21 protein-coding genes and 1 other RNA gene are annotated in these 24,580 nt (G+C 68.6%); 6 read left to right on the forward strand and 16 right to left on the reverse strand.

What is annotated here, in order from left to right:
• Positions 1 to 441 precede the first annotated feature (441 nt).
• The 16 genes from ftsZ to rsmI all read right to left on the reverse strand — a co-directional run bounded on the left by ftsZ (position 442) and on the right by rsmI (position 17,647).
• Entirely contained in the window at positions 442 to 1,635 is a 1,194-nt protein-coding gene (ftsZ, locus tag ASD82_RS05985; protein WP_056716821.1) for a cell division protein FtsZ, read from the reverse strand.
• Between the two features lie 123 nt (positions 1,636 to 1,758).
• Complete coding sequence (gene ftsA / locus ASD82_RS05990; protein ID WP_056716823.1) at positions 1,759 to 2,991, reverse strand: cell division protein FtsA; 1,233 nt, start codon at positions 2,989 to 2,991, stop codon at positions 1,759 to 1,761.
• Positions 2,992 to 3,001: 10 nt separating this feature from the next.
• Positions 3,002 to 3,736: a cell division protein FtsQ/DivIB gene (locus tag ASD82_RS05995; RefSeq protein WP_056716824.1), complete on the reverse strand. Its 735-nt coding sequence runs from the start codon at positions 3,734 to 3,736 to the stop codon at positions 3,002 to 3,004.
• Complete coding sequence (locus ASD82_RS06000) at positions 3,733 to 4,674, reverse strand: D-alanine--D-alanine ligase (protein WP_056716826.1); 942 nt, start codon at positions 4,672 to 4,674, stop codon at positions 3,733 to 3,735. Before ASD82_RS06000 ends, ASD82_RS05995 begins: the two co-directional genes overlap by 4 nt.
• Positions 4,671 to 6,110 (reverse strand): UDP-N-acetylmuramate--L-alanine ligase, encoded by a 1,440-nt coding sequence (gene murC, locus ASD82_RS06005; RefSeq protein ID WP_056716828.1) that lies wholly within the window; start codon positions 6,108 to 6,110, stop codon positions 4,671 to 4,673. Before murC ends, ASD82_RS06000 begins: the two co-directional genes overlap by 4 nt.
• The gene (gene murG / locus ASD82_RS06010) at positions 6,107 to 7,180 is read right to left on the reverse strand and encodes an undecaprenyldiphospho-muramoylpentapeptide beta-N-acetylglucosaminyltransferase (protein ID WP_056716830.1); all 1,074 of its coding nucleotides are present in this window, start codon (positions 7,178 to 7,180) and stop codon (positions 6,107 to 6,109) included. The genes murC and murG overlap by 4 nt, the downstream gene beginning before the upstream one ends.
• Entirely contained in the window at positions 7,177 to 8,409 is a 1,233-nt protein-coding gene (gene ftsW, locus ASD82_RS06015) for a putative lipid II flippase FtsW (RefSeq protein ID WP_056716831.1), read from the reverse strand. Before ftsW ends, murG begins: the two co-directional genes overlap by 4 nt.
• 117 nt (positions 8,410 to 8,526) lie before the next feature.
• Positions 8,527 to 9,627: a phospho-N-acetylmuramoyl-pentapeptide-transferase gene (mraY, locus tag ASD82_RS06020; RefSeq protein ID WP_056716833.1), complete on the reverse strand. Its 1,101-nt coding sequence runs from the start codon at positions 9,625 to 9,627 to the stop codon at positions 8,527 to 8,529.
• Positions 9,617 to 10,987, reverse strand: coding sequence for a UDP-N-acetylmuramoyl-tripeptide--D-alanyl-D-alanine ligase (gene murF, locus ASD82_RS06025; RefSeq protein WP_056716834.1), 1,371 nt, complete (start codon positions 10,985 to 10,987; stop codon positions 9,617 to 9,619). The genes mraY and murF overlap by 11 nt, the downstream gene beginning before the upstream one ends.
• Positions 10,984 to 12,546, reverse strand: a complete 1,563-nt coding sequence (locus tag ASD82_RS06030) for a UDP-N-acetylmuramoyl-L-alanyl-D-glutamate--2,6-diaminopimelate ligase (RefSeq protein ID WP_056716836.1) — start codon at positions 12,544 to 12,546, stop codon at positions 10,984 to 10,986. Before ASD82_RS06030 ends, murF begins: the two co-directional genes overlap by 4 nt.
• Positions 12,543 to 14,357, reverse strand: a complete 1,815-nt coding sequence (locus tag ASD82_RS06035) for a penicillin-binding protein 2 (protein ID WP_056716837.1) — start codon at positions 14,355 to 14,357, stop codon at positions 12,543 to 12,545. Before ASD82_RS06035 ends, ASD82_RS06030 begins: the two co-directional genes overlap by 4 nt.
• Positions 14,354 to 14,623, reverse strand: coding sequence for a cell division protein FtsL (ftsL, locus tag ASD82_RS06040; protein WP_056716840.1), 270 nt, complete (start codon positions 14,621 to 14,623; stop codon positions 14,354 to 14,356). Before ftsL ends, ASD82_RS06035 begins: the two co-directional genes overlap by 4 nt.
• On the reverse strand, positions 14,620 to 15,546 hold the full coding sequence (rsmH, locus tag ASD82_RS06045) for a 16S rRNA (cytosine(1402)-N(4))-methyltransferase RsmH (protein WP_056716842.1): 927 nt from the start codon (positions 15,544 to 15,546) through the stop codon (positions 14,620 to 14,622). The genes ftsL and rsmH overlap by 4 nt, the downstream gene beginning before the upstream one ends.
• Positions 15,547 to 15,587: 41 nt before the next feature.
• The gene (mraZ, locus tag ASD82_RS06050) at positions 15,588 to 16,043 is read right to left on the reverse strand and encodes a division/cell wall cluster transcriptional repressor MraZ (RefSeq protein ID WP_235577731.1); all 456 of its coding nucleotides are present in this window, start codon (positions 16,041 to 16,043) and stop codon (positions 15,588 to 15,590) included.
• 316 nt (positions 16,044 to 16,359) lie between these two features.
• Positions 16,360 to 16,722, reverse strand: an RNA gene (gene rnpB, locus ASD82_RS06155) — RNase P RNA component class A.
• Between the two features lie 91 nt (positions 16,723 to 16,813).
• Positions 16,814 to 17,647: a 16S rRNA (cytidine(1402)-2'-O)-methyltransferase gene (gene rsmI, locus ASD82_RS06055; RefSeq protein ID WP_056716846.1), complete on the reverse strand. Its 834-nt coding sequence runs from the start codon at positions 17,645 to 17,647 to the stop codon at positions 16,814 to 16,816.
• 81 nt (positions 17,648 to 17,728) lie between these two features.
• Here rsmI and ASD82_RS06060 point away from each other — a divergent pair, with 81 nt between their 5' ends.
• From ASD82_RS06060 to dusB, 6 genes are all read left to right on the forward strand, one after another.
• A complete protein-coding gene (locus ASD82_RS06060; protein WP_056716847.1) occupies positions 17,729 to 19,645 on the forward strand; it encodes a penicillin-binding protein activator in 1,917 nt (638 codons plus the stop codon).
• Positions 19,645 to 20,001, forward strand: a complete 357-nt coding sequence (locus ASD82_RS06065) for a YraN family protein (protein WP_056716850.1) — start codon at positions 19,645 to 19,647, stop codon at positions 19,999 to 20,001. Before ASD82_RS06060 ends, ASD82_RS06065 begins: the two co-directional genes overlap by 1 nt.
• A 26-nt stretch (positions 20,002 to 20,027) precedes the next feature.
• Entirely contained in the window at positions 20,028 to 21,398 is a 1,371-nt protein-coding gene (locus ASD82_RS06070; protein WP_056716852.1) for an FAD-linked oxidase C-terminal domain-containing protein, read from the forward strand.
• A 30-nt stretch (positions 21,399 to 21,428) separates the two neighbouring features.
• The gene (locus tag ASD82_RS06075; protein WP_235580645.1) at positions 21,429 to 22,058 is read left to right on the forward strand and encodes a uracil-DNA glycosylase family protein; all 630 of its coding nucleotides are present in this window, start codon (positions 21,429 to 21,431) and stop codon (positions 22,056 to 22,058) included.
• Between the two features lie 119 nt (positions 22,059 to 22,177).
• Entirely contained in the window at positions 22,178 to 23,458 is a 1,281-nt protein-coding gene (locus ASD82_RS06080; protein WP_056716854.1) for a nucleoside permease, read from the forward strand.
• Positions 23,459 to 23,498: 40 nt separating this feature from the next.
• Positions 23,499 to 24,485: a tRNA dihydrouridine synthase DusB gene (dusB, locus tag ASD82_RS06085; protein WP_056716884.1), complete on the forward strand. Its 987-nt coding sequence runs from the start codon at positions 23,499 to 23,501 to the stop codon at positions 24,483 to 24,485.
• The last annotated feature ends 95 nt before the right edge of the window (positions 24,486 to 24,580 follow it).

Consider the following 24,580-nt stretch of genomic DNA (forward strand, 5'->3'; position numbering starts at 1 on the left):
AGGGGCGGATGCTAACACAGTTTTAACCTGTGGTAAAAGCAAACCGTACCGTACAGTCTGATTATGCCTTCATGGTTCCTTCATCCCTGAAGCGACGGGTATCCATCTGATTTCCCGAGGAGAACGGCGACGACACGACGCCCCGTGCCTGGGACGGGAATCCGGCACGGGACATCGGACCTGCCATCACGGCAAAGCCCTGGTGACAGGCCGTGCATCGTCCTGATGCACAGTCTTGTTGCGGTATCACGGCGCACTACCGGCAGCGTGACCAGACCTGCGTGTACCGGCCGGGACACCCGAATCCGCCGCCCTGCCATCGGCAGGCGACGAGCCCGGTGAGTCCTGCAGTGACCGGCCCAACGCGGATTTGTTCAATACTTTCGCATCTCCCCGGACAGTTTGAACCTGTCGGAAGTCAGCCTGCCGGAAGTCACCTCTTCAGTCGGCCTGGCGGCGCAGGAACGCCGGAATGTCCAGGTAGTCGAAGCCGGGCTCGGCATGCTTCGCCGGTGCCGAGGGTTCCGTCCTGCCCTGGTTCGAATGCACCACGTCCGGCTGGGCATAGTCGACCACCTCATTGCCGGTGCCGGTGCGCAAAACCACCGGGCGCGGACGCATCTGCACCTGCTGGCTGGTTTCCACCATGCGGATCGGCGGCTGCTGGCGCGAGGCCATCGCCCGGTTGAGGCCGGTGGCGACCACGGTGACACGCACGTCGTCCTTCATTTCCGGGTCGAGCGAGGTGCCCATCACCACGGTGGCGTCTTCGCTGGCGAAGTCGTGGATGATGCGGCCGATCTCGTCGAACTCGCGCATGGTGAGGTTCGGGCCGGCGGTGACGTTGACCAGGATGCCGCAGGCGCCGTTGAGGTTGACGTCTTCCAGCAGCGGGTTCTTGATCGCCGCCTCGGCCGCGGCCTGGGCGCGATCGTCGCCGCGGGCGGTGCCCGAGCCCATCATCGCCAGGCCCATCTCCGACATCACGGTGCGCACGTCGGCAAAGTCGACGTTGATCAGGCCGGGAGCGGTGATCAGGTCGGCGATGCCCTGCACGGCGCCCTGCAGCACGTCGTTGGCGGCCTTGAACGCGTTGAGCAGGGTGACCTCGCGGCCGAGCACGCTGAGCAGCTTCTCGTTCGGCACGGTGATCAGCGAGTCGACGTGCTGCGACAGGTCCTCGATGCCCTTCAGGGCGACCTGCATGCGCCGGCGACCCTCGAACGGGAACGGCTTGGTGACCACGGCCACGGTCAGGATGCCCTTCTCCTTGGCCAGCTGCGCCACCACCGGCGCGGCGCCGGTACCGGTGCCGCCGCCCATGCCGGCGGTGATGAACACCATGTCGGCGCCTTCCAGCATCGCCTCGATCCGTTCGCGATCCTCCAGCGCGGCCTGCCGGCCGACCTCGGGGTTCGCGCCGGCGCCGAGACCCTTGGTCACGTTGCCACCGAGCTGCAGGTGGGTACGCGAGCCGCAGCTGGTCATCGCCTGGGCGTCGGTGTTGGCGACGACGAAGTCGACGCCTTCGATGTTGGCGTTGAGCATGTGCGCCACGGCATTGCCACCGCCGCCGCCCACGCCGATCACCTTGATGACTGCATTGGGTGCGAGTTTATCGATCAGTTCAAACATTTCCCGTCCTCCGTAGAGTTGTTGTCGTTTTAACCATGGATGACGACTCCTGTCGGTCCATGGTGATGGGTGGATGTCCCTCCACCCTGGATGACGCGTCCTGCGTCATCCGCAACCGTGTTTTCAGAAATTCCGGGTCAGCCAGCCACGCACTTTCCCGACCAGGCCACCGACGCTGCCGCCGACCTGCCCGCCCACGCGCATGCCGCCCGCCCGCGCACCGTGCAGCAGCAGGCCCACGCCGGTGGCGTGCAGAGGACTGGAAACCACTTCGCCGAGCCCGTCGATCTGCTGCGGCACGCCGATGCGCACCATCTTGTGGAAGATCTCCTCGGCCAGTTCCAGCGCGCCTTCCATCTTCGAAGCGCCGCCGGTCAGCACCACGCCGGCCGCGACCAGGCTCTCGTAGCCGGAGCGGCGCAGCTGGTCCTGCACCATCTCGAAGATTTCCTCGTAGCGGGCCTGCACGCTCTGCGCCAGCGACTGCCGCGCGAGCCGGCGCGGCGGGCGATCGCCCACGCTGGGCACCTGGATGGTTTCCTCGGCGTGCGCCAGCCCGGTCTGGGCGCAGGCGTACTTGATCTTGATCTCCTCCGCGTGGGCGGTCGGCGTGTGCACGCCGTAGGCGATGTCGCTGGTGACCTGGTCGCCGCCGACCGGCAGCGACGCGGTGTAGCGGATCGAGCCCTGGGTGTAGATCGCGATGTCGGTGGTGCCGGCGCCGATGTCGACCAGGCACACGCCAAGCTCGCGCTCGTCGTCGGTGAGCACCGCCTTGGCGCTGGCCAGCGCCGACGGCACCAGTTCGTCGACGGTGAGGCCGCAGCGCTGGATGCACTTGGAGATGTTCTGCACCGCCGCGGCCGCGCCGGTGACCAGGTGCACGTTGGCCTCCAGCCGCACGCCGCTCATGCCGACCGGGGCGCGGATGCCGTCCTGGCCGTCGATGCGGTATTCCTGCGACTCCTTGTAGAGCACCTTGCGGTCGGCCGGGATCGCCACCGCACTGGCCGCCTCCAGCACCTGCTCCAGGTCAGCCGCGGTGACCTCGCGGTCGCGGATCGCCGCGTTGCCGTGCGAGTTGCGGGTTTCCAGGTGGCTGCCGGAAATCGAGGCGTAGACCGAACGGATGTCGCAGCCGGCCATCAGCTCGGCTTCCTCCACCGCGCGCTGGATCGAGTGCACGGTCGATTCGATGTCGACCACCGAGCCGCGCTTCATGCCGCGCGAGACGTGGGTGCCGATGCCGATCACGGTGATCGGCTCGCCCGGCTCGTACTCGCCCACGATCGCCACCACTTTCGAGGTACCGATGTCGAGCCCCACCACCAGTTGCTTGTCGTTGCGCGGCTTCATAGAAAAATGCTCATGTGCGAGGCGAACCCCCAGCGTTGGCGGCGGCCGCATCGGGCCAGCGCACGGCGAATCCGTTGGTGTAGCGAAGGTCGGCGTAGGCAAAACCGTCGGTGTGTCCGGCGATCAGTTGCGGATAGACGTCGAGGAAACGGCGCAGGCGACGACCCGCCTGCTCGCGATCGCCGATCACGATCTGCGCACCGCCAGCGGTGCCGATGCTCCAGCTGCCGCGCTCGGTCAGCGCCACGCCGGTGATGCGCAGGTGCGTGCCGGCGAAGGCCTTCTGCGTCTCGGCGTAGAAACTCACCACCTCGGCCAGCCTGGCATCCGGGCCATGCAGCTCCGGCAGGTCGCCGAGGTCATTCATGCCGGGCGCATCGAACACCAGGCCCTGGCGGCTGATCAGCTGCCTGTCGTTCCAGCGCGCGAACGGCTGGCGTTCGTAGATGCGCAACTGCAGCGTGTCGGGCCAGCGCTTGCGCGCCTCGACCGATTCCACCCACGGCAGCGCGGCCACGGCTTTCTGCACCGCGTCCAGATCCAGCGCGAAGAAGCCCTTGCCCAGCCGCGGCCGCACCGCGGCGCGCAGGTCGCTTTCGCTGACGTGCTTGAACTCGGCCTGCACCGTCAACCGGGTCACCGGCCAGCGCCCGGCCGCAAACCAGCCGCGCAGCACGCCGACGATCGGCAGCGCGACCAGGGCGATGGCCAGGCACCAGGCGACGAGGCGGACGGCTCCCTTCACAGGCCCTCCCGGAAACTGGTTTCCAGCACGCGCCAGCACAGCTCCTGGTAGTCGATGCCGTCCACCGCGGCGGCCTTCGGCACCAGCGAATGCGAGGTCATGCCCGGCGCGGTGTTCACTTCCAGCAGCCAGTTGCGACCGACGCGATCGCGCATCACGTCGACCCGACCCCAGCCGGCGCAGCCCAGCGCGTCGAACGCCTGCAGCGCCAGCGCGCGCAGTTCCGCCTCGGCCTCGCCTTCCTGGCCGGGGCACAGGTACAGGGTGTCTTCGGCGATGTACTTCGCGTTGTAGTCGTAGAACGCGCCCTTTGGCACGATGTGGATGGACGGCAGCACCTGGCGCCCGAGGATCGCGACGGTCAGTTCGTCACCCTCGATCAGGGTTTCCATCAGCAGGTCGCCCGGATACTTCGCGGCCAGCTCCACCGCCTGGTCCAGTTGGGATTCGTCGAACACGCGGGTGACGCCCACGCTGGAACCTTCGCAGGCCGGCTTCACGATCAGCGGAAAGCCGACCTGTTTCGCCGCCGCATGCACGTCGGCGCCGCGCGGCAGTGCCACGAACTTCGGCGTCGGCAGGCCCAGCGATTGCCACACGCGCTTGGAGCGGGTCTTGTCCATCGACAGTGCCGAACCGAGCACGCCGGAACCCGTGTACGGCACGTTGAGCGATTCCAGCGCGCCCTGCAGCACGCCATCCTCGCCACCGCCGTGCTGGCCATGCAGGATGTTGAACACCCGGGCGAAGTGCCCGGCGCGCAACGCATCGAGCAGAGCCGGGATGCCGTCGATGGCATGGGCATCGATGCCGCGCGCGCGCAGTGCATCGAGCACGTTGCGGCCGGAATCCAGCGACACCTCGCGCTCGGCCGAGCTGCCGCCCATCACCACGGCGACGCGTCCGAACTGGGCAGGGTCCTTGATCATCATGCTCACTTGCTTGTCCTCAGGTTGCCCGCTTGGGCCAGCTCCACCGCCGCCGCGCCGATGTCGCCCGCGCCGAGCAGCAGCAGCAGGTCGCCATCGCGCAGCAGCGCCGGCAGGCTCTCTTTCAGATCACGCGGATGCTCGACCAGCACCGGATCGACCTTGCCGCGCGCGCGCACGGCGCGCGCCAGGGCGCGACCGTCGGCGCCGGCGATCGGCGCTTCGCCGGCGGGATAGACATCGGTCAGCACCAGCACGTCGGCCTCGGCCAGCACGTTGGCGAAGTCGTCCAGCAGGTCGCGCGTGCGGCTGTAGCGGTGCGGCTGGAAACCCACCACCAGGCGCCGATCGGGCCAGCCGCCGCGGGCGGCGGCGAACACTGCGGCCAGTTCGCGGGGGTGGTGGCCGTAGTCGTCCACCAGCAGCACGCTGCCGTGGTCCAGCGCGAGTTCTCCGCGCCGGTGGAAACGCCGGCCGACGCCCTGGAAATTCTCCAGCGCACGGGCCAGCGCATCAGCCTCGACGCCGAGCTGCCAGCCGATCGCCGCCGCGGCCAGCGCATTGAGCACGTTGTGCCGCCCCGGCAGATTGAGCTTCACCGGCAGCACCTCGTCGCGCCCCGGTAGTTGCAGGTCGAAGTGCATCTCGAAGCCGTGCTGGCTCACCTTCAGCGCGCGGACGTCGGCGTCCGCGCTGTCGATGCCGTAGGTCATCACCCGCCGCGTGGTGGACTTCGCCAGCACCGCCACTTCCGGGTCGTCCACGCACAGCACGGCCAGGCCGTAGAACGGCAGCCGATGCAGGAAGTCGTCGAACGCCTGCTTCACCTCGGCGAAATCGCCGTGGTAGTTCTCCAGGTGATCGGCGTCGATGTTGGTCACCGCCGCGATCACCGGCGACAGCATCAGGAACGAGCCGTCCGATTCGTCCGCTTCGGCCACCAGGTACTGGCCGGTGCCCAGCCGCGCATTGGCGCCGGCCGCGTTGAGCTGGCCACCGATCACGAAGGTCGGGTCGTAACCGGCCTCGGCCAGCACGCTGGCGGTGAGGCTGGTGGTGGTGGTCTTGCCATGGGTGCCGGCGATCGCCACGCCGCGGCGGAAACGCATCAGTTCGCCCAGCATCTCCGCGCGGGGAATCACCGGAATGCGGCCGGCACGGGCGGCGATCAGTTCCGGGTTGTCCTGCTTGATCGCGCTGGATGTCACCACCACGTCGGCGTCGCCGATGTTTTCCACCGCATGGCCCACGTGCACCACGATGCCCAGCTGCTGCAGCCGTTGTGCCGTCGGCGAGTTGGCCCGATCGGAGCCGGACACCGCGTAGCCCAGGTTGTGCAGCACCTCGGCGATGCCGCTCATGCCGACGCCGCCGATGCCGATGAAGTGCACCCGGCGGAACGTGCTCATCGGATCTTCGTGCGCATGCAGGCGGCGCGGCGTCATGCGGCCACCTCCAGGCATGCGCGGGCGATGACCTGCGCCGCGTCGGGTTTCGCCAGCGTGCGCGCGGCCTCGGCCATCGCCAGCAGGCGGCTGCGGTCACCCAGCAGCGACTCCAGTCGCTGCGCCAGAATCTGTACGTCCAGCTCGTTCTCCTGCATCAGTTCGGCGGCTCCGGCCGCCACCAGCACTTCACCATTGCGCGTCTGGTGGTCGTCCACCGCGTACGGGAACGGCACCAGCACCGCGCCCAGTCCGGCCGCAGCCAGCTCGGCCAGGGTCAGTGCGCCGGCGCGGCAGACAGCCAGGTCGGCGCGGCCGTAGCTGGCCGCCATGTCGTCGATGAACGGCACCACCTGCGCCTCGACGCCGGCCTTCGCATACGCGGCGCGGGCCTCGTCCAGACCGCGGTTGCCGCACTGGTGCAGCACCTCGGGCCGTTGCTCCGCCGTCAGCAGGGCCAGCGCCTGCGGCAGCGCGAGATTCAGTGCGCGCGCGCCCAGGCTGCCGCCCAGCACCAGCAGGCGCGGCCTGCCCTCGCGCCCGGCCATGCGCTGCGCCGGCGGCGGCAGCGCGGCGATCGCGTCGCGCACCGGATTGCCGACCCATTCGGCCTGCGGCAAGGCATCGGCGAAACCGGCCAGCACGCGCTTCGACAGCGCGGCCAGCTTGCGATTGGTGAAGCCGGCCACCCGATTCTGTTCGTGCACCAGCAACGGTCGGCGCAACAGCCACGCGGCGAGACCGCCGGGGCCGGCCACGTAGCCGCCCATCGACAACACGCTGCGCGGATTGACCCGGCGCAGTACGGCCAGCGAAGCAAGCAGCGAACGCAACAGCATCAGCGGCGCCAGCAACCGGGTCTTCCAACCCTTGCCGCGCAGACCGCCGACGGCCACCGTATGCAGCTCGATCCGCTGCGCCGGCACCACCGTCGTTTCCATCCCGCCGTCCGCACCCAGCCACACCACCGGCACGCCCTGCGCGCGCAGGCACTCGGCCACGGCCAGTCCGGGGAAGATATGGCCGCCGGTGCCGCCGGCCATGATCAGCACGGGACGCTGCGCGATCATGCTGCCACCGCCTCGCGCGGCTTCGCCGCGGCGCTCGCGTCGACGGCAGCGACGGCTGCCGGCATCCGGGTGGCCATCTGCCGCGCGTCCAGCGCGCGGTTGATCTCGTAGGTGGCGCGCAGCAGCACACCGGCCATGGCGCAGGTGAGCGCCATCGACGATCCGCCGTAGCTGATCAGCGGCAAGGTCAGTCCCTTGGTCGGCAACGCACCGAGGTTCACGCCGACCGACACGAAGGCCTGCATCGCCAGCATCAGCGAGATGCCGAACGCGACGTAGCCGGCGAAGCGCTGGCCCACCTCGACTCCTTTCAGGCCGATGTACAGGCCGCGGCCCACCGCCAGTCCGAACAGGCTGATCACCAGGATCACGCCGGCCAGGCCCAGCTCCTCGCCGATCACTGCGAAGATGAAATCGGTATGCGCCTCGGGCAGGTAGGACAGCTTCAACACGCTGGAACCCAGGCCCACGCCGGTCCACTCGCCGCGACCGATCGCCATCAGCGACTGGGTCAGCTGGAAGCCGTCGTTGAACGGATCCTTCCACGGGTCCATGAACGAGGTCAGCCGCTTCATGCGATAGCTCTCGCCGGTCGCCGCGATATAAAGCAGCGGCATCAGCGGCAGACCCATCAGGAACAGGAAGATCGGCCGCGCGCCACCCAGCCAGACCATCGCGATGGTCACCGCGATCACCAGCGTGGCCGAGCCGAAGTCCGGCTGCGCCAGCAGCAGCAGCACGATCAGGCCAGCCACCAGCACCGGCTTGAACAGGCCGAGGAACTTCGTCTCCACGCTGTCGCGGTGGCGCACCAGGTAGCTGGCCACGTAGATCACCAGGATCAGCTTTACCGCCTCGACCGGCTGGAACGTGGTCACCAGCAGGTTGAGCCAGCGCCGCGCGCCGTTGATGCGCATGCCGAAGTGCGGCACGAACACCGCCAACAGCATCAGGAAGGCCAGCGCCAGCAGCGGGAACGCATATTTCTCCAGCAGCTTCAGTTCGGTGCGCATGGCCAGCGCCGCCGCGAACAGGCCCAGGCTGAGGAACAGCAGGTGCTTCTTCAGGAAATAGAACGCGCCGATGTGCTGGCTGTCCGCCACCGCGATCGAACTGGAGGTCACCATCACCACGCCCACGCTGGCCAGCCCGACCAGCGCGACCAGCAGCCACAGGTCGTAGCTGCCGCGCGGCCCGGTCCGGCGTCTGGCTTGCGAGGCGTCAAACATGGGTGCCTCCTTTGGAGGCACGGGAATAGGGAATGGGGAATAGGGAATGGGCAAAAGCGCACAGACGCACGCCCTTCCGATTCCCGATTCCCGATGCCCTATTCCCGGCTTTCATCATCACCGTACCTTCAACGTGGCGAGGCCGATCAGCACCAGCACGACGCTGATGATCCAGAAGCGCACGATCACGCGGGGCTCGGGCCAGCCCTTCAATTCGAAGTGGTGGTGGATCGGCGCCATGCGGAACACGCGCTTGCCGGTGAGCTTGAAGCTGGCGACCTGGATCATCACCGAGGCGGTTTCCATCACGAACACGCCACCCATCACCAGCAGCACGATCTCCTGGCGCACGATCACCGCGACGCAGCCCAGCGCCGCGCCCATCGCCAGCGCGCCCACGTCGCCCATGAACACCTGGGCCGGATAGGTGTTGAACCACAGGAAGCCCAGACCCGCACCAGCCAGCGCACCGGTGAAGATCGCCAGCTCGCCCGCGCCGGGAATCGAGGGAATGCCCAGGTATTCGGAAAACACCTTGTTGCCGGCCAGGTAGGCGAACACGCCCAGCGCGCCGGAGACCAGCACGGTCGGCATGATCGCCAGGCCATCCAGGCCGTCGGTGAGGTTCACCGCGTTGGAAAAGCCCACGATCATGAAGTAGGTGATGGCGATGAAGAACACGCCCAGCGGCAGCACCACGTGCTTGAACAGCGGCAGGTACAGCGCCGTTTCCGCCACCGGCCCGGCCGCGGCGGCATGGGGTGCGGTGTAGTAGAGGAACAGCGCCGCACCCAGCCCGAACACCGACTGCCAGAAATACTTCCAGCGACTGGCCAGGCCGCGGCTGTCCTTCAGCACCAGCTTGCGGTAATCGTCGTAGAAACCGATCGCGCCGAAGCTCAGCAGCACCGCCAGCACCACCCACACGTAGCGGTTGTGCAGGTCGGCCCACAGCAAGGTGGCCACGGTGACCGACAGCAGGATCATCACGCCGCCCATGGTCGGCGTGCCGGCCTTGACCAGATGCGTCTGCGGCCCATCGCTGCGCACCACCTGGCCCGCCTTCAGCGCGGCCAGCCGGTTGATCAGCCACGGCCCGCACAGCAGCGACATCGCCAACGCGGTGAGCGCGGCCATGATCGTGCGGAAGGTGATGTACTGGAACAGGTGCAGCGCGGTGAAATGCCGTGCCATCCAGTCGGCCAGCTCAAGCAGCATGGAATGCCTCCCCCTTCTTTTCTGCGCCACCGTCGATGGCGGCCACAACCTGCTCCATGCCGGCCGAACGCGAACCCTTGACCAGGCAGGTGACGCCCGCATGCAGCTGCGCCTGCAGCGCGGCGATCAGCGCCGCCTTGTCGTCGAAGTGCGTGGCGCCGGCGCCGAAGGCTTCGACCGTCGCCGCACCGAACGGACCCACCGCAAACAGGCGCTCGATGCCGCGCTCGCGCGCCATCGCGCCGATGCCTGCATGCAGCGCGCGCGCATCGGCGCCCAGTTCGGCCATGTCGCCCAGCACCAGCCAGCGCTCGCCGCCGGCCAGCAGCAGCGTGTCGATCGCCGCCGCCATCGAACCGGGGTTCGCGTTGTAACTGTCGTCGATCACGGTCCAGCCGCCGGCAGCCACCACGCGACGCAGGCGACCGGCCACGCCGGAGGCCTGCTCGAGTCCGGCGACGATGGTGTCCAGCGGCACGTCGAGCGCCAGCGCCACCGCGGCCGCGGCCAACGCGTTGGCGATGTTGTGCCGACCGGGCAGCGCCAGCGCCACCTCGGCGTCGCCCCGGGGCGTGCTCAGCACGAAGCGCGAACCGTCCACGCGCTGCTCGATGATGTCGGCGCCCACGTCGGCCTTGTGCTCCAGGCCGAAACGCAGCACCTGGCGCGAACCGGCCAGGCCGCCGAAGAAGCTGGCGAACGCGTCGTCAGCATTGATGATCGCGGTGCCGTCCACCGGCAGGGCCTGATACAGCGCCCCCTTGGTTTCGGCCACGCCCTCGATGCTGCCCATGCGCGCAAGATGCGCCGGCGCGATGAGCGTGACGAGGCCGATATCGGGCCGTGCGATGGCAGCCAGATACGCGATGTCGCCAGGCTTGCCTGCGCCCATCTCGAACACCGCGTATTCGGTGTCGGCCGGCATCGCCAGCAGGCTCAGCGGCAGGCCGAGCTCGTTGTTGTAGTTGCCGCCGCTGACATGGGTGCGGCCGTGCCGCGACAGGATCGAGGCGACCAGGGTCTTCACCGTGGTCTTGCCGTTGGAGCCGGTGATGCCGACCACGCGCACGTCGCGCTGGGCACGCACCGCACTGGCCAGGTCGCCCAGCGCCAGTCCTGCATCGTTGACCAGCACCTGGGGCAAGTCGCTGTCGACCTTGCGCGTGACCATCGCGGCCACCGCGCCGCGCGCGGCAGCCTCGGCCAGGTAGTCATGGCCATCGGCGCGCTCGCCCCTGATCGCGACGAACAGGTCGCCGGGCTTGAGCTTGCGCGTATCGATGGCCACGCCGGTGACCTCGGCATCACCCGCGAGCAGGCGGCCGCCGGTCCACACGGCGATGGTGGCGAGCGCCATCATGCGCGCGGCTCCCGTTGCCATTGCTCCAGCGCCGCACGGGCCACCAGCAGGTCGTCGAACGGATGCTTGCCGGCCGCGCCGTCCTGATAGGTCTCGTGTCCCTTGCCCGCAATCAGCACCGCGTCGCCCGGCCGGGCCAGCGCCAGCGCATCGGCGATCGCCACCGCGCGATCGCGCTCGACCGCCATCGCCGGCGCAGCAGTCATGCCGGCCACGATCTGCGCCACGATGGCATCGCCGTCTTCGCCGCGCGGGTTGTCGTCGGTGACGATGGCCACGTCGGCCAGCCTGGCGGCGATCTCGCCCATCAACGGACGCTTGCCGGCATCGCGCTCGCCGCCGCAACCGAACACGCAGATCAGCTTGCCGGCGCAGTGGGCGCGCACGGCATTCAGCGCCTGCTCCAGCGCGTCCGGGGTGTGCGCGTAGTCGATCACCACCAGCGGCTGGCCGTGCACGCCGCCGATCCGGCTCATCCGGCCGTTCACCGGCTGCAGTTGGGCGGCCACCTCGACGATGCGTGCGAACGGTTCGCCCAGCGCGCCGAGGCTGGCCACCACGGCCAACAGGTTGGCCACGTTGAAGCGACCGATCAGCTGGCTGCGGATCACGCGGCTGCCCCACGGGGTCCGCAGATGGAAGGCCAGACCCTCAGCCGAGGTGACGATGTCGCTGGCGGCAACTTCCGCCTCGTCGTCGCCGGTCGCACTGAAGCGCAGCAACTGCAGATCGTCGGACAGCTGACTCGTCAGCTCGCGGCCGAACGCGTCGTCGATGTTGATCACCGCGCTGCGCAGCCCCGGCCACGCGAACAGCATGGCCTTGGCGGCGCCGTAGGCTTCCATGCTGCCGTGATAGTCGAGGTGGTCGCGGGTGAGGTTGGTGAACGCCGCCACTTCGAAGTCGACCGCGGCCACGCGCCCCTGCACCAGCGCGTGCGAGGAAACTTCCATCGCGACATGGCTGACCCGGTCGTCGCGAAACGCCGCCAGCTGCGCCTGCACGCTGATCGCGTCGGGGGTGGTGCGCTCGCCCTCATGCAGCTGGCCGTGCACCCCGGCGCCGAGCGTGCCGATCGAGGCGGCGCGATGACCCAGCAGGGTCAGCGCCTGGGCCAGCAGCTGCACGCACGACGTCTTGCCGTTGGTGCCGGTCACGCCGATCAGACGCAGCGACTCGCTGGGTCGCTGGTGGAAGCGCGCGGCGATCTCGCCGACCTGCGTGTGCAGATCGTCGATCCACAGCACCGGCACCTCGCCGACTGCCTGCGGCAACTCACCCCTTCCGCCTTCGCCAGCTTCCCCCGCAAGCGGGGCAAGCGATTCGCCTGTCGCCGGGGCCTCGGCCAGCACGATGCGCGCGCCGCGCTGCACGGCGGCAGGCGCAAAGCTGATGCCATGGGCGCGGGTTCCATGCAGCGCGAAGAACGCGTCACCGCGCTGCACACTGCGCGAATCCAGACTCAGGCCGGAGACCGTCATGCGCGCGACTTCCGGCATCGCTGCCAGTTGCGCGTCGGCGATACCCAGCAACAACTGGTCGAGGTGGCCGGTGTTCATGGCGTGTCCTCGTCCACGGGCGCATCGTCGATCGGCGCATCCACCGGCGGCTTGCTGCCGACCAGTCCGTTCGGGCTCTGCAGCGGACCGCCGACATACCAGCGGCCGATATTGTCCGGCGGCACGTCGAGCAGGCGCAGCGCACCTTCCATCACCTTGGCGAAGACCGGGCCGGACACGGTGCCGCCGTAGTAGCTGCCCTTCTGCGGGTTGTCGATCACCACCACCGCCGCCAGGCGCGGGTTGCTGGCCGGCACGATGCCGGCGAACGCCGAGGTGTAGTTGCTCTTGGCATAGCCACCGGCGCTCGCCTTGTGCGCGGTACCGGTCTTGCCGGCCACGCTGTAGTTGGCGATGCGCGCCATCGTGCCGGTGCTGCCCGGCCCGGTCACCGTCTCCATCATCCGCAGCAGTTCGTGCGCCACCTCGGGCGAGATGATCTGTTTTGCGGCGCTGTCGTTGTTCTTGATGAAGGTCGGGTTGTGCATTACGCCACCATCGGCGATGGTGGCGTAGGCGTTGGCCAGCTGCAGCACGGTGACGTTGAGTCCGTAGCCGTAGCCGAGAATGGCCTTTTCCAGCGGGCGCCAGTCGCGGCCGATACGCAGGTACCCGGATGCCTCACCGGGGAAGCCGCTCTCGGTGCTGTTGCCGAAGCCGAACGCACGATAGGTGTCGTACATCAGCGAGGTGTCCAGCTGCATCGCGATGCGCGCCGCGCCCACGTTGCTGGACTTGGTGATCACCCCGGTCGGGGTCAGCACGCCGTAGTTGTGCGTGTCGTGGATGTCGTGGCCCTGGAAGTACCAGTGCCCGCCGGTGGTGTCGATGAGCGGGCTGGTGGGCGTGTACTTGCCGCTGGACAGCGCCGCCGCCATCAGGATCGGCTTGATCGTCGAGCCGGGTTCGAGCACGTCGGTCATCGCCCGGTTGCGGCGCTGGCCCGGCTTGCTGCCGCCCAGTGCGTTCGGGTTGTAGGTCGGCAGGTTGACCATCGCCAGCACTTCGCCGGTGCGCACGTCGAGCACCACCATCGAGCCGGAGTCGGCCTGTGATTTCTCCAGCGTGTTCTTCAGCTCGTTGTAGGCGAGGAACTGGATGCGCCGGTCGATGCTCAGGGTGAGGTTCTGGCCGGGCTTGGGCGCACGCACCTGCTCCAGGTCCTCGACCACGTGACCCATGCGGTCGCGGATGACGCGCTTGGCACCCGGCTTGCCGGCCAGCCATTCGTCGTACGCCAGCTCCAGGCCTTCCTGGCCGCGGTCGTCGATGTTGGTGAAACCGAGCACGTGGGCGGTGACTTCGCCGGACGGGTAGTAGCGCTTGAATTCGCGCTGGCCGTTGATGCCCGGAATGCCCAGGTCCAGCACCGCCTGTGCCGCGGCCGGCGACATCTGCCGGCGCAGGTAGACGAACTCGCGATCCGAACGCTGCGCCAGCTGCGCCTTCAGGCCGTCCGCTTCCACGCCCAGCGCCTGCGCCAGCGCGGGAATGCGCTCGTCGTTGTCCAGCACCTCGGACGGATTGGCCCAGATCGACATCATCGGCGTCGACACCGCCAGCGGCTCGCCGTTGCGGTCGAAGATGGTGCCGCGCGACACCGGGATCGGCACTTCGCGCAGGAAGCGCGCGTCACCCTGGCGCTGGTAGAACTCCTTGCGCACCACCTGCAGGTCGAACGCTCGCGCGACCAGGGCCGCGGAAACCAGCCCCAGCAGGCCGACCACCACGACCATGCGCCGCCGCGCACTGGGACCCGCGACGCGACGGCGACCGGGTTGAGATGGCTTGACGTGCTTGCGCCAGCTCATCGCAGCAACCGGATGTCTTGCGGGCGCGGATCGACCATGCCCAGCTTCTGCCGGGCCTCGTCGTCGATGCGCCGGGGTTCGGCATAGGTGGCCTGCTCCAGTTCGAGCTTGCCGTATTCGATGTTCAGCTCGTCGCGCTGGTTCTGCAGCGCGGTCAGGTTGACGAACAGCACGCGGCTCTCGTGGCGCGTCCACACCACGCCGAGCGCGCTGGCCAGCACGGCCACCAGCAACACCAGCAGGCAGAGGGCGCCGACGGCCTTCATGCGAGTTTCTCCGCCACGCGCAGGACGGCCGAACGCGAGCGCGGGTTCGCCGCCAGTTCGGCATCGCCCGGGAATTGCGCCTTGCCGACCGCCGCCAGTTGCGCCGGCGCGCCCTGCACCGGCGGTCCGCGGCGGCTGTTCTGCACGCGGCCGGAGTGGTCGCGGATGAACAGCTTCACCGCGCGGTCCTCCAGCGAGTGGAAGCTGATCACCGACAGGCGACCGCCCGGCTTCAGCCGTTCCAGCGCGGCATTCAAGCCCTGCTGCAGGGCATCCAGTTCGCCGTTCACGCGAATGCGCAGCGCCTGGAAGCTGCGCGTGGCCGGATGCTTGCCCGGCTCGCGCCGGCCCACCACGCGCTCGATCAGCGCGGCCAGCTGGCCGGTACGGAGGAACGGGGTGGCCTCGCGATCGGCCACGATGGCGCGGGCGATGCGGCGGCTGTGGCGTTCCTCGCCGTAGTTCCACAACACGTCGGCGATTTCGCGCTCGCTGGCCTGGGCCAGGAAATCGGCCGCGCTCTCGCCCTGGCTGGTGTCCATGCGCATGTCCAGCGGCGCATCGGCCATGAAGCTGAAACCGCGCGCGGCCTCGTCCAGCTGCGGCGAGGACACGCCCAGGTCGAGCAGCACGCCATCGAGGCCGTGGGCGGTTTCGTCCCACTCGGCCAGGCTGGAGAAATTCGCATGACGGATCGACACCCGCGGATCGGCGGCGAACTCGGCGCGGGCCGTGGCGATGGCGGTGGGATCGCGATCCATCAGCAGCAGGCGACCGTCGGCGCCCAGGCGCGACAAGACCTCGCGGGCGTGACCGCCGCGACCGAAGGTTCCATCGAGATAACGCCCGCCCGCATGCACGGCGAGACCCTCCACTGCTTCACCCAGCATCACCGGGATGTGCCGCAAAACTTGCTCGGCCATGCCGCACTCCCGCTCCCGTCCCACGTGTGTCGCCGCGCCGTTTACAGGCGCAGTTCGGCCATTTCGTTGGTGATGTCGTCTTCGCCGATGCTCTGGCGGATCTTGGCCAGGTGGGCCTGTTCGCTCCACAGCTCGAACTTGTTGCCCATGCCCAGCAGCACCGCCTTTTTCTCGATGCCGGTGGTGGCCCGCTGGCTGGCCGGCAACAGGACGCGCGCCGCGCCATCGGGCTCGACCACGGCGGCGGCACCGACCAGCTTCATCTGCATGTCGCGGTGAGCCGCCTTGACCTTGGACAGGGCGTTCACCTGATCGCGCACCTTTTCCCACTCCGCATGCGGAAACAGCCACAGGCTGCCCGCCTCGAACGGGTTGTAGGTAATCACCAGGCGATTGGCGCACTCGCCCGCCACCTGCTCCCGATACGCTGTCGGGATGGTCAGGCGACCCTTGTCGTCGATGGTGATGGCGGTTTCGCCCTGGAACACGATCAGCAGACTCCACGAAAACCCACAATTTCACACTGGAGCCCACGATAATCTCGCCCCCTGAGACTGTCAAGGCAATTTCGCTTGTGAATCAATGAGTAAAGGCAAAATCCTGACCGTACATGCAGCATATTCTCAGGAACACCGGCAAGGTGTTTGAAAGCAGGGAATTTTTTGCAATCAGACCCACGCTGCTTTGGGCCGGAATAGGGTGAAATCCACGCGAAATCACGCCATTTGGCGCCCGCGGACTGAATTTCCGTTCACATGGGCGTGCCATCGCCACCCCGACGAAGGCGTCGAGGTGGCGATGGCATGCACGAAGAGGTGGAGTCGGCCTGTAAGCCGGGTTCTGTACGTCTTGCGACGCGACAGTCATTCCTCTCGGCCAGGCGTCGCCGCCTGGCTCCAGCAACCTACCCGGGAACAACGCGGGCCGCGTTATCGTTCCCCTATTTGGTCTTGCTCCGAGTGGGGTTTACCGTGCCGTACGACGTTGGCCCCGTACGCGGTGCGCTCTTACCGCACCCTTTCACCCTTACCTGTGCCCTTGCGGGCCATCGGCGGTCTGCTCTCTGTTGCACTGGCCGTCAGCTCACGCTGCCCAGGAGTTACCTGGCACTCTGCCCTGCGGAGCCCGGACTTTCCTCGATGCGCTTGCGCGCGACGCGACTGTCCGGCCGACTCCACGGGAAAGGATACAGGAGTGAGTGAAGAGGAGTGAGAAACGAGAGAGAAGCCGCTGCCTGCGTGTTTACCCCTACCTCACTCCTCTCCACTCACTTCTCGCTCTCGTAGAGAGATTTGCGCGGCGCCCCGCTGATCGCCGCCGCCAGCTTCGCAGCTTTCGCAGGCGGCAATTCCTCGCGCAGGATCGCGAAAATGCGCCTGCCTTCGGCCAGCTTCGCGTCGGCTTCCTCGCCGCGTCCCGCGACCAGGATCACGTGCTCGCCGCGCTGCTGGTCCGGATCGCTGACGACCCGCGCCGCCAGCTCCGCCAGCGGCTCGCCCAGCACGGTTTCGAACATCTTGGTCAGCTCGCGCGCCAGCACGGCCTCGCGATCGGCGCCGAACACGTCGCGCATGTCGGCCAGGCTTTCGGCGACGCGGTGCGACGACTCGTAGAAGATCAGCGTGCGCGGATCGCCGGCCAGTTCCTGCAGGCGACTGCGCCGCGCCGCCGCCTTCGGTGGCAGGAAACCCTCGAACACGAAACGGTCACTGGGCAGGCCGGCCACCGACAGGGCCGCGATCGCCGCGCACGCGCCCGGCACCGGAACGCAGCGGATGCCTGCGGCGCGCGCGGCGCGCACCAGCCGGAAGCCCGGGTCGCTGATCAGCGGCGTGCCCGCGTCCGAGATCAGCGCCACCGAATCACCGGCCTGCATCCGGCGCACGATCGCATCAACTGCATCGCGCTCGTTGTGGTCGTGCAGCGCGAGCAGCGGCGTATCTATATTGTGGTGAACCAGCAACGGGCGGCTGTGGCGGGTGTCTTCCGCCGCGATCACCGCTACCGCGCGCAAGGTGGCGATCGCCCGTGCTGAAAAGTCGTCGCGATGACCGATGGGCGTGGCCACTACCCACAAACACCCTGACTGAACCGATGACATCTGCAAACTCCTGCACCGCGAGGCGACAATCCAATCCGTTATGATCGCGCATTGACGACCATGACGACCAAGGGATTTCCCATGCGCTTCATGCGCCACTCGCGCGTCGCCGCGACTGCCTTGCTGTTTTCGCTGCTGCTGGCCGCCTGCGTGCCCAGCAATGCACCACGCTCGCCGGCGGAGCTTGCCGCGGCGCAGAGTGCCTCCGCACTGGCCACGCAGGGCCAGTTCGACCAGGCCGCGCAGGCATGGCTCGCACTGGCCGGGCAATCGCGCGGACACGCCGACAGCTATCGCCTGTACGCCGCCGAGGCGTGGCGCGAGGAAGGCCAGCTCCAGCGCGCCGCACCAGTGCTCGCCAGCATCAAGCGGCAGAACCTTGCCGGTGATGAACCGGTACGGCTGGACCTGCTGCGCGCCGAACTGGCACTGGACCAGCACGATGCCGCCACCGCGCTGCGGCTGACCACGCAACCCCGGGTCGCCGTCCCGGCGGCGCTGCAGCCGCGCCTGCTGGAATTCCGCGCCCGCGCGATGGCCGCCAGCGGCGACCGGTGGGGTGCCGCGCGAACCCGCGTGGAGCTGGACGGACAGCTCAGCGGTTTCGACCACGGCCAGAATCGCCAGCAGATCCTCGCCCTGCTGGGCCAGGTCGGCGTCGATTCGCTGAAGCAGCGCGCCGCCGGCATGCAGCGCGGCGACCGCATGCTGCCGTGGGTGAACGAGGCGCTCAGCCAGCTCGGCGTCACCGTGGCGCAGCCGACGCCCGACCTCCAGCAACCGGTCGGCACCTTGCTGCCCGGCGCCGACGCCAACGTGCGCGAGGGCTACAAGGTGCCCACCCAGGTGGCCCTGCTGTTGCCCAACGACGGCAATTACGCCGCCGCCAGCACGGCGATCCGCGAAGGTTTCTTCGCGGCCTATCTCGATGCCGGCCGCAATCACGCGCCGCGCCCCTCGGTACGGGTCTACGACAGCCAGGGCACCGCCGACGGCGCACTCAAGGCGTATCAGCAGGCCGTCAGTGACGGCGCGCGGCTGGTCGTCGGCCCGCTGACCCGCACTGAAGTCGCGGCCGTGTTCGGCCAGGCGCAGCTGCCGGTTCCGCTGCTGGCCCTGAATCATCCTGACGACAAGCAACTGCCCGCCGGTGACACCAGCGAATTCGGCCTGCTGCCGGAGACCGAGGGCGCGCAGGCCGCCGATCACATGATCGAACGGGGCATCCGCAAGGCTTACGTGATGGTCTCGGTCGACGACTTTGCCCAGCGTGCGGCCAGCGCGTTCAAGGCGGAGCTGACGGCCCGCGGCGGCGAGTTGCTGGGTTCGATCACCCTGCCGCCCGGAGTCACCAGCTACGCCGATGTCATTGCCGGGATGCGACTGCCGACGGCACCGGCCACCGCCGAGCCCGCGGCCAGCGCCAGCACGGCGCAGCCGGACAATCCGATGGTGGTGGACAGCGGCATCTTCATCAGCATGCGCCCGCAACAGGCGCGGCTGCTGTTGCCGCAGTTGCACATCGCCCGGGTCGGCCTGCCGGTATTCGGCACCTCGCACGTCTATGAAGGCAGCGACGACTCCGCCGCGAATCGCGACCTGGACGGCCTGGAATTCTGCGACGCACCCTGGCTGTTCGACGCCCAGCCGGGACTGCCCAGCCACGACGACATCGCCACGCGCCTGCCCGCGGCCCGGGGCGGCGCGGCGCGGCTGTTCGCCTTCGGCATGGATGCCTGGAACCTGGTGCCCTACATCGAATGGATGCGCGCCCATCCGGGCAGCTACCTGCCGGGCGCCAGCGGCCAGCTCGCCGCCGACCAGTTCGGCCGCGTGCGCCGCGTGCTGATCTGGGCGCGCTTCCAGGATGGCCTGGCGCGTCCGCTGGGCGGCAGCCTGCAGATGGACGACATGCCATCGACCGCGCCGCCCGCCAACGCCGAGCCGGTGCCGGCGAGTCCGTCGTCCAGCGGAACCTTCCAGCCCGAATCGCGCTGATGCGCGCGGCCGGCGACGACTTCGAGCAACGCGCCTGCGGCGAGCTCGAACGCGCCGGCCTGAAACTGCTGGCGCGCAACTACACCACGCGCCACGGCGAGCTGGACCTGGTGATGCGTGACGGCGGCACCGTGGTCTTCGTCGAGGTGCGCTACCGCAAGAGCGCCAGCCACGGCGACGCCGCCACCTCGGTCACCGCCGCCAAGCAGGGCAAGCTGATACTCGCGGCACAACACTGGCTGGCCGCGCACCCGCAACATGCGCGGGCGGCCTGCCGTTTCGACGTGGTCAGCTACGACGGTCCGCTCGACGCGCTGCAGCGGCAATGGCTGCGTGGTGCGTTCGAGGCGGGCTGAACCCCGCCCGGTGCGATAATCGCGGCATGACCCTGCCCGCTTCCCTGCTCGACAGCCTGCGCACGATCTTTCCCGGCGACGCACTGGACAGCGGTGACGACGCCCTGCGTCTCGCGGCGCGCGACCACTCGCGCCACGCGCATCGACCTGACGTGGTGGTCCATCCCGCCACGCACGCCCAAGTGGAGTCGCTGGTGCGCACCTGCCGCGAACATCGCGTGCCGCTCACCGCGCGCGGCGGCGGCACCAGTTCCACCGGCGCCTCGGTGCCGCTGGCCGGTGGCGTGGTGGCGAATTTCCAGCGCATGGATCGCATCGTGCGCATCGCGCCGGACGATCGCCTCGCGGTGGTCGAGCCGGGCGTCACCAACGAGGCCCTGCAACAGGCGCTGGCGCCGCACGGATTCTTCTGGGCGCCCGATCCCGGCTCGGCGCCGTGGTGCACGATAGGCGGCAACCTCGCCTGCAACGCGGGCGGACCGCGCGCGCTGAAGTACGGAGCCACCCGCGACAACGTGCTGGGCTTGCGCGCGGTGGCCGGCACCGGCGCGGGTTTCGTCGCCGGCACGCACACCACCAAGGATTCCACCGGCTACGACCTGACCCGCCTGCTGGTCGGTTCGGAAGGCACGTTGGCGCTGATCACCGAGGCCACGCTGAAACTCACGCCCCGGCCCGCTGTCGTGCGCTCGCTGCGTGCCACCTATCGCGACACGGCCAGCGCGGCGCAGGCGGTGGCGCGCATCATGGCGCAGCCGGTGACGCCCGCGGCGCTGGAGTTCATGGATGCGCTGGCGCTCAAGCTGGCCCGCGACCACGCACCGGACGCCGACGTGCCCGAAGCGGGTGCGCTGCTGCTGATCGAGGTGGATGGCACGCCGGAGACCGTGGGCTTTGCCCAGGACGCGGTGGCACGCGCCGCGCGTGGCGAAGGCCTGCTCGCGCTGGACATCGCGGCCGACGCTGGCGAGAACGCCGCATTGTGGGCCGCGCGCAAGGCGCTCTCGTTCGCCCAGCGCGCGGTTACCGAGCACAAGATCAACGAGGACGTGGTGGTGCCGGTGAGCCGCCTGCCCGAACTGGTCGCCGGCGCGCAGGCGCTCGCCGCCAGGCACGCGGTGCCGATGGTGTGCTTCGGCCACGCCGGCAACGGCAACCTGCACGTGAACCTGCTGCCTCGCGACGTCGACGAGATCGAACGCGGCTACACCGCGCTGCCCGAACTGTTCGCCCTGGTGATCGCGCTGGGCGGCACGCTGTCGGGCGAACACGGCATCGGCGTGGTGAAGCGCGACTACCTGCCGCTGGCGCTGGGCGAGTCGACCATCGCGCTGATGCGCTCGGTCAAGGCCGCGTTCGATCCGGACGGCATCCTCAATCCGGGCAAGGTGGTTTGAGGGCCGGGAATGGGGAATAGGGAATAGGGAATGGAGAAGAAAAGAAAGCTGGGCCCGATGCAGCAACAGCGCGACATGGATGCCTTGCTGGCGGAGATCCGCTGCGGGCACACCTGCGCGATGCAGCAGCCGCCGGGGCGGCGGCCGGTGCTGCAGGCGTCGACCCGGTCGCGCTTGCTGATCGTCAGCCAGGCGCCGGGGCGCAAGGTGGAGGAAAGCGGCATTCCGTTCGACGACGTCAGCGGCGAGCGCCTGCGCGACTGGCTGCAGATCGATCGCGCCACCTTCTACGACGCCGATCGCGTGGCGATCGTGCCGATGGATTTCTGTTTCCCGGGCAAGGGCAGGAGCGGCGACCTGCCGCCGCGACCGGCGTGCGCCGCGATCTGGCATCCGCGCCTGTTTTCGCTGCTCACCGGCGTGCAACTGACCCTGGCCATCGGGCAATACGCCCAGGTCGGCATGCTCGGCGACGCGCGCGACGCCACGCTCACCGACACCGTGCGCAACTGGCGCACCCACCTGGCCCGCAACGTGCTGCCGCTGCCCCACCCGAGTCCGCGCAACCGGCCGTGGGTGATGCACAACCCGTGGTTCGAGGCCGAGCTGCTGCCGGTGCTGCGCCAGCGCGTGGCCGATGTGCTGGCCGTGCCGGGGTGAGCGACCGGAACGAGCTGCCGCATTGCACCTTGCCGCCCGGCGCCGGCGTCGTCTAACCTGCCCCGCTACAACATTGTGGCCACGGGGCCGACCCCGGCCTTGCAGGGGAATCCTCGTTCATGAGCCTCAAGCTCCGTCTCACCGTACTCAATTTCTTCCAGTACTACATCTGGGGCGCGTGGCTGCTGACCATCGGCACCTGGTGGTTCCAGACCCAGCACTGGTCGGGCACCAGCTTCGGCGCGATCTTCTCGACCATGGGCATCGCCTCGCTGTTCATGCCCTCGCTGGTCGGCATCGTGGCGGACAAGTGGATCAACGCCGAACGCCTGTACGGCATCCTGCAGATCTGCGGCGCCGCGGTGCTGTTCTCGATCCCGCACGTGCGTGATCCCGAGCAGATGTTCTGGGTGATGCTGTTGAACATGTGCTTCTACATGCCGACCATCTCGCTGGCGATCACGGTGACCTACAACGCGCTGAAGCAGGACGGCCTGGACGTGGTGAACACGTATCCACCGATCCGCGTGTGGGGCACGATCGGCTTCATCGCCGCCACCTGGACCACCAGCCTGCTCGGCTTCAAGGCCTCGCCCGCCCAGTTCCACGTGGCCGCGGCCGCCTCGCTGCTGCTGGGCCTGTATGCGTTCACCCTGCCCAAGTGCCCGCCGCGGCTGCGCGCCGCGGAAGGCCGCGGCCTCGCCGACCGGCTGGGACTGACCTCGTTCACCCTGTTCAAGAACCGCAACATGGCGGTGTTCTTCATCTTCGCGATGTTGCTGGGCGCGGCGCTGCAGCTGACCAACGCCTATGGCGACGCCTTCCTCAGCGACTTCGTCAAGGTGCCGGCGTACGCCAACCTGCTGGCGGTGAAGTACTCCACCATCATCATCTCGATCTCGCAGTTCTCCGAAACCGCCTTCATCCTGACCATCCCGTTCTTCCTGAAGCGCTTCGGCATCAAGGCGGTGATGACGATGAGCATGCTGGCCTGGGTGCTGCGCTTCGGCCTGTTCGCGTTCGGCGACCCGGCCGGCGGACTGTGGATGATCGTGCTCTCGTGCATCATCTACGGCATGGCCTTCGACTTCTTCAACATCTCGGGCTCCCTGTTCGTGGAAAGCCAGGCCGACCCGAAGATCCGCGCCAGCGCCCAGGGCCTGTTCATGCTGATGACCAACGGCATCGGCGCGGTGCTGGGCAGCCTGATCGCCGGCTTCGTGATCGACCACTTCTTCACCAACCACCAGTGCGACGACACCGTGGCGATCTGCAAGGACTGGCCCGGCATCTGGCTGGCCTTCGCCGGCTATTCGCTGGTGATGGCGCTGCTGTTCGTGCCGCTGTTCAAGCACCGGCACGACCGCGGGGCCGCGCAGCGGGCGGTGCCTACGCACTGAGCGCCGCGTCGCGGCAGCCGTGGGCCGCTACAATGCGCCGATGCGCATTGGCCCGTACCTCATCGACCCGCCCGTGGTGCTCGCCCCGATGGCCGGCGTCACCGACAAGCCGTTCCGGCTGCTGTGCAAGCGGCTGGGCGCGGGCCTGGCCGTGTCGGAGATGACCAATGCCGACCCGCGGCTGTGGCATACGCGCAAGTCGCTGCGGCGGATGGACCACGAGGGCGAGCCCGAGCCGGTCAGCGTGCAGATCGCCGGCTACGACCCGGCGATGCTGGCCGAGGCGGCGCGCTTCAACGTGGCCAACGGCGCGCAGATCATCGACATCAACATGGGCTGCCCGGCCAAGAAGGTGTGCAACGTGTGGTCGGGCTCCGCCCTGCTGCAGGACGAGCCGCTGGTGGCGCGCATCGTCAAGGCGGTGGTCGACGCCGTCGAGGTGCCGGTGACGCTGAAGATCCGCACCGGCTGGGATCGGCAGAACCGCAACGCGCTGAACATCGCCCGCATCGCCCAGGACAACGGCATCGCCGCGCTGGCCGTGCACGGGCGTACCCGCGCCGACAAGTACGAGGGCGAAGCCGAGTACGCCACCATCGCCGCGGTGAAGGCCGCCGTGCGCATTCCGGTGCTGGCCAATGGCGACGTCAACACGCCGCAGCAGGCCAGGCACGTGCTGGACGCCACCGGCGCCGACGCGCTGATGATCGGCCGCGGCGCCCAGGGCCGACCGTGGATCTTCCGCGAGGTCGCCCATTATCTCGCCACCGGCGAGTTGCTGGCCGAGCCGGAGCCGGCCGAAGTCGGCAGCATCCTGCTCGGCCACCTCGAACAGCTGTACGCGTTCTACGGCGAACAGGCCGGCGTGCGCATCGCGCGCAAGCACCTGGGCTGGTACGCGAAGGATCGGCCGGAAAACGCCGCGTTCCGGCAGGTGGTCAACCGGGCGGAAACTGTCCACGAACAGTTGCGGCTGACCCGCGATTATTTCGCGGCGCTTGCTGCCGGCGACCGGCTGGCCGCCTGAACCCGCGGCCGTCCAGACGGCTGAACACGCGCCTAACCCCGCAGGGACGGGAATCGGCGCAAGCTGCAAAACCCGGAGCGGGGATGTATCATGCC

It is taken from the genome of Rhodanobacter sp. Root179 (assembly GCF_001428465.1).
Taxonomy (GTDB): Bacteria; Pseudomonadota; Gammaproteobacteria; order Xanthomonadales; family Rhodanobacteraceae; genus Rhodanobacter.

Bases quoted from the DNA above. Each gene is read 5' to 3' on its own strand.
- ASD82_RS06030 (WP_056716836.1), bottom strand. From the start codon at position 12,546: ATGAACACCGGCCACCTCGACCAGTTGTTGCTGGGTATCGCCGACGCG.
- dusB (WP_056716884.1), top strand. From the start codon at position 23,499: ATGCGCATTGGCCCGTACCTCATCGACCCGCCCGTGGTGCTCGCCCCG.
- murC (WP_056716828.1), bottom strand. From the start codon at position 6,110: ATGACGCCGCGCCGCCTGCATGCGCACGAAGATCCGATGAGCACGTTC.
- mraY (WP_056716833.1), bottom strand. From the start codon at position 9,627: ATGCTGCTTGAGCTGGCCGACTGGATGGCACGGCATTTCACCGCGCTG.
- murF (WP_056716834.1), bottom strand. From the start codon at position 10,987: ATGATGGCGCTCGCCACCATCGCCGTGTGGACCGGCGGCCGCCTGCTC.
- murG (WP_056716830.1), bottom strand. From the start codon at position 7,180: ATGATCGCGCAGCGTCCCGTGCTGATCATGGCCGGCGGCACCGGCGGC.
- rsmI (WP_056716846.1), bottom strand. From the start codon at position 17,647: ATGTCATCGGTTCAGTCAGGGTGTTTGTGGGTAGTGGCCACGCCCATC.
- ftsL (WP_056716840.1), bottom strand. From the start codon at position 14,623: ATGAAGGCCGTCGGCGCCCTCTGCCTGCTGGTGTTGCTGGTGGCCGTG.
- ASD82_RS06075 (WP_235580645.1), top strand. From the start codon at position 21,429: ATGGAGAAGAAAAGAAAGCTGGGCCCGATGCAGCAACAGCGCGACATG.
- ftsA (WP_056716823.1), bottom strand. From the start codon at position 2,991: ATGAAGCCGCGCAACGACAAGCAACTGGTGGTGGGGCTCGACATCGGT.
- ASD82_RS06035 (WP_056716837.1), bottom strand. From the start codon at position 14,357: ATGAGCTGGCGCAAGCACGTCAAGCCATCTCAACCCGGTCGCCGTCGC.
- ftsW (WP_056716831.1), bottom strand. From the start codon at position 8,409: ATGTTTGACGCCTCGCAAGCCAGACGCCGGACCGGGCCGCGCGGCAGC.
- ftsZ (WP_056716821.1), bottom strand. From the start codon at position 1,635: ATGTTTGAACTGATCGATAAACTCGCACCCAATGCAGTCATCAAGGTG.
- ASD82_RS06080 (WP_056716854.1), top strand. From the start codon at position 22,178: ATGAGCCTCAAGCTCCGTCTCACCGTACTCAATTTCTTCCAGTACTAC.
- rsmH (WP_056716842.1), bottom strand. From the start codon at position 15,546: ATGGCCGAGCAAGTTTTGCGGCACATCCCGGTGATGCTGGGTGAAGCA.
- ASD82_RS06060 (WP_056716847.1), top strand. From the start codon at position 17,729: ATGCGCTTCATGCGCCACTCGCGCGTCGCCGCGACTGCCTTGCTGTTT.
- ASD82_RS06070 (WP_056716852.1), top strand. From the start codon at position 20,028: ATGACCCTGCCCGCTTCCCTGCTCGACAGCCTGCGCACGATCTTTCCC.
- ASD82_RS06065 (WP_056716850.1), top strand. From the start codon at position 19,645: ATGCGCGCGGCCGGCGACGACTTCGAGCAACGCGCCTGCGGCGAGCTC.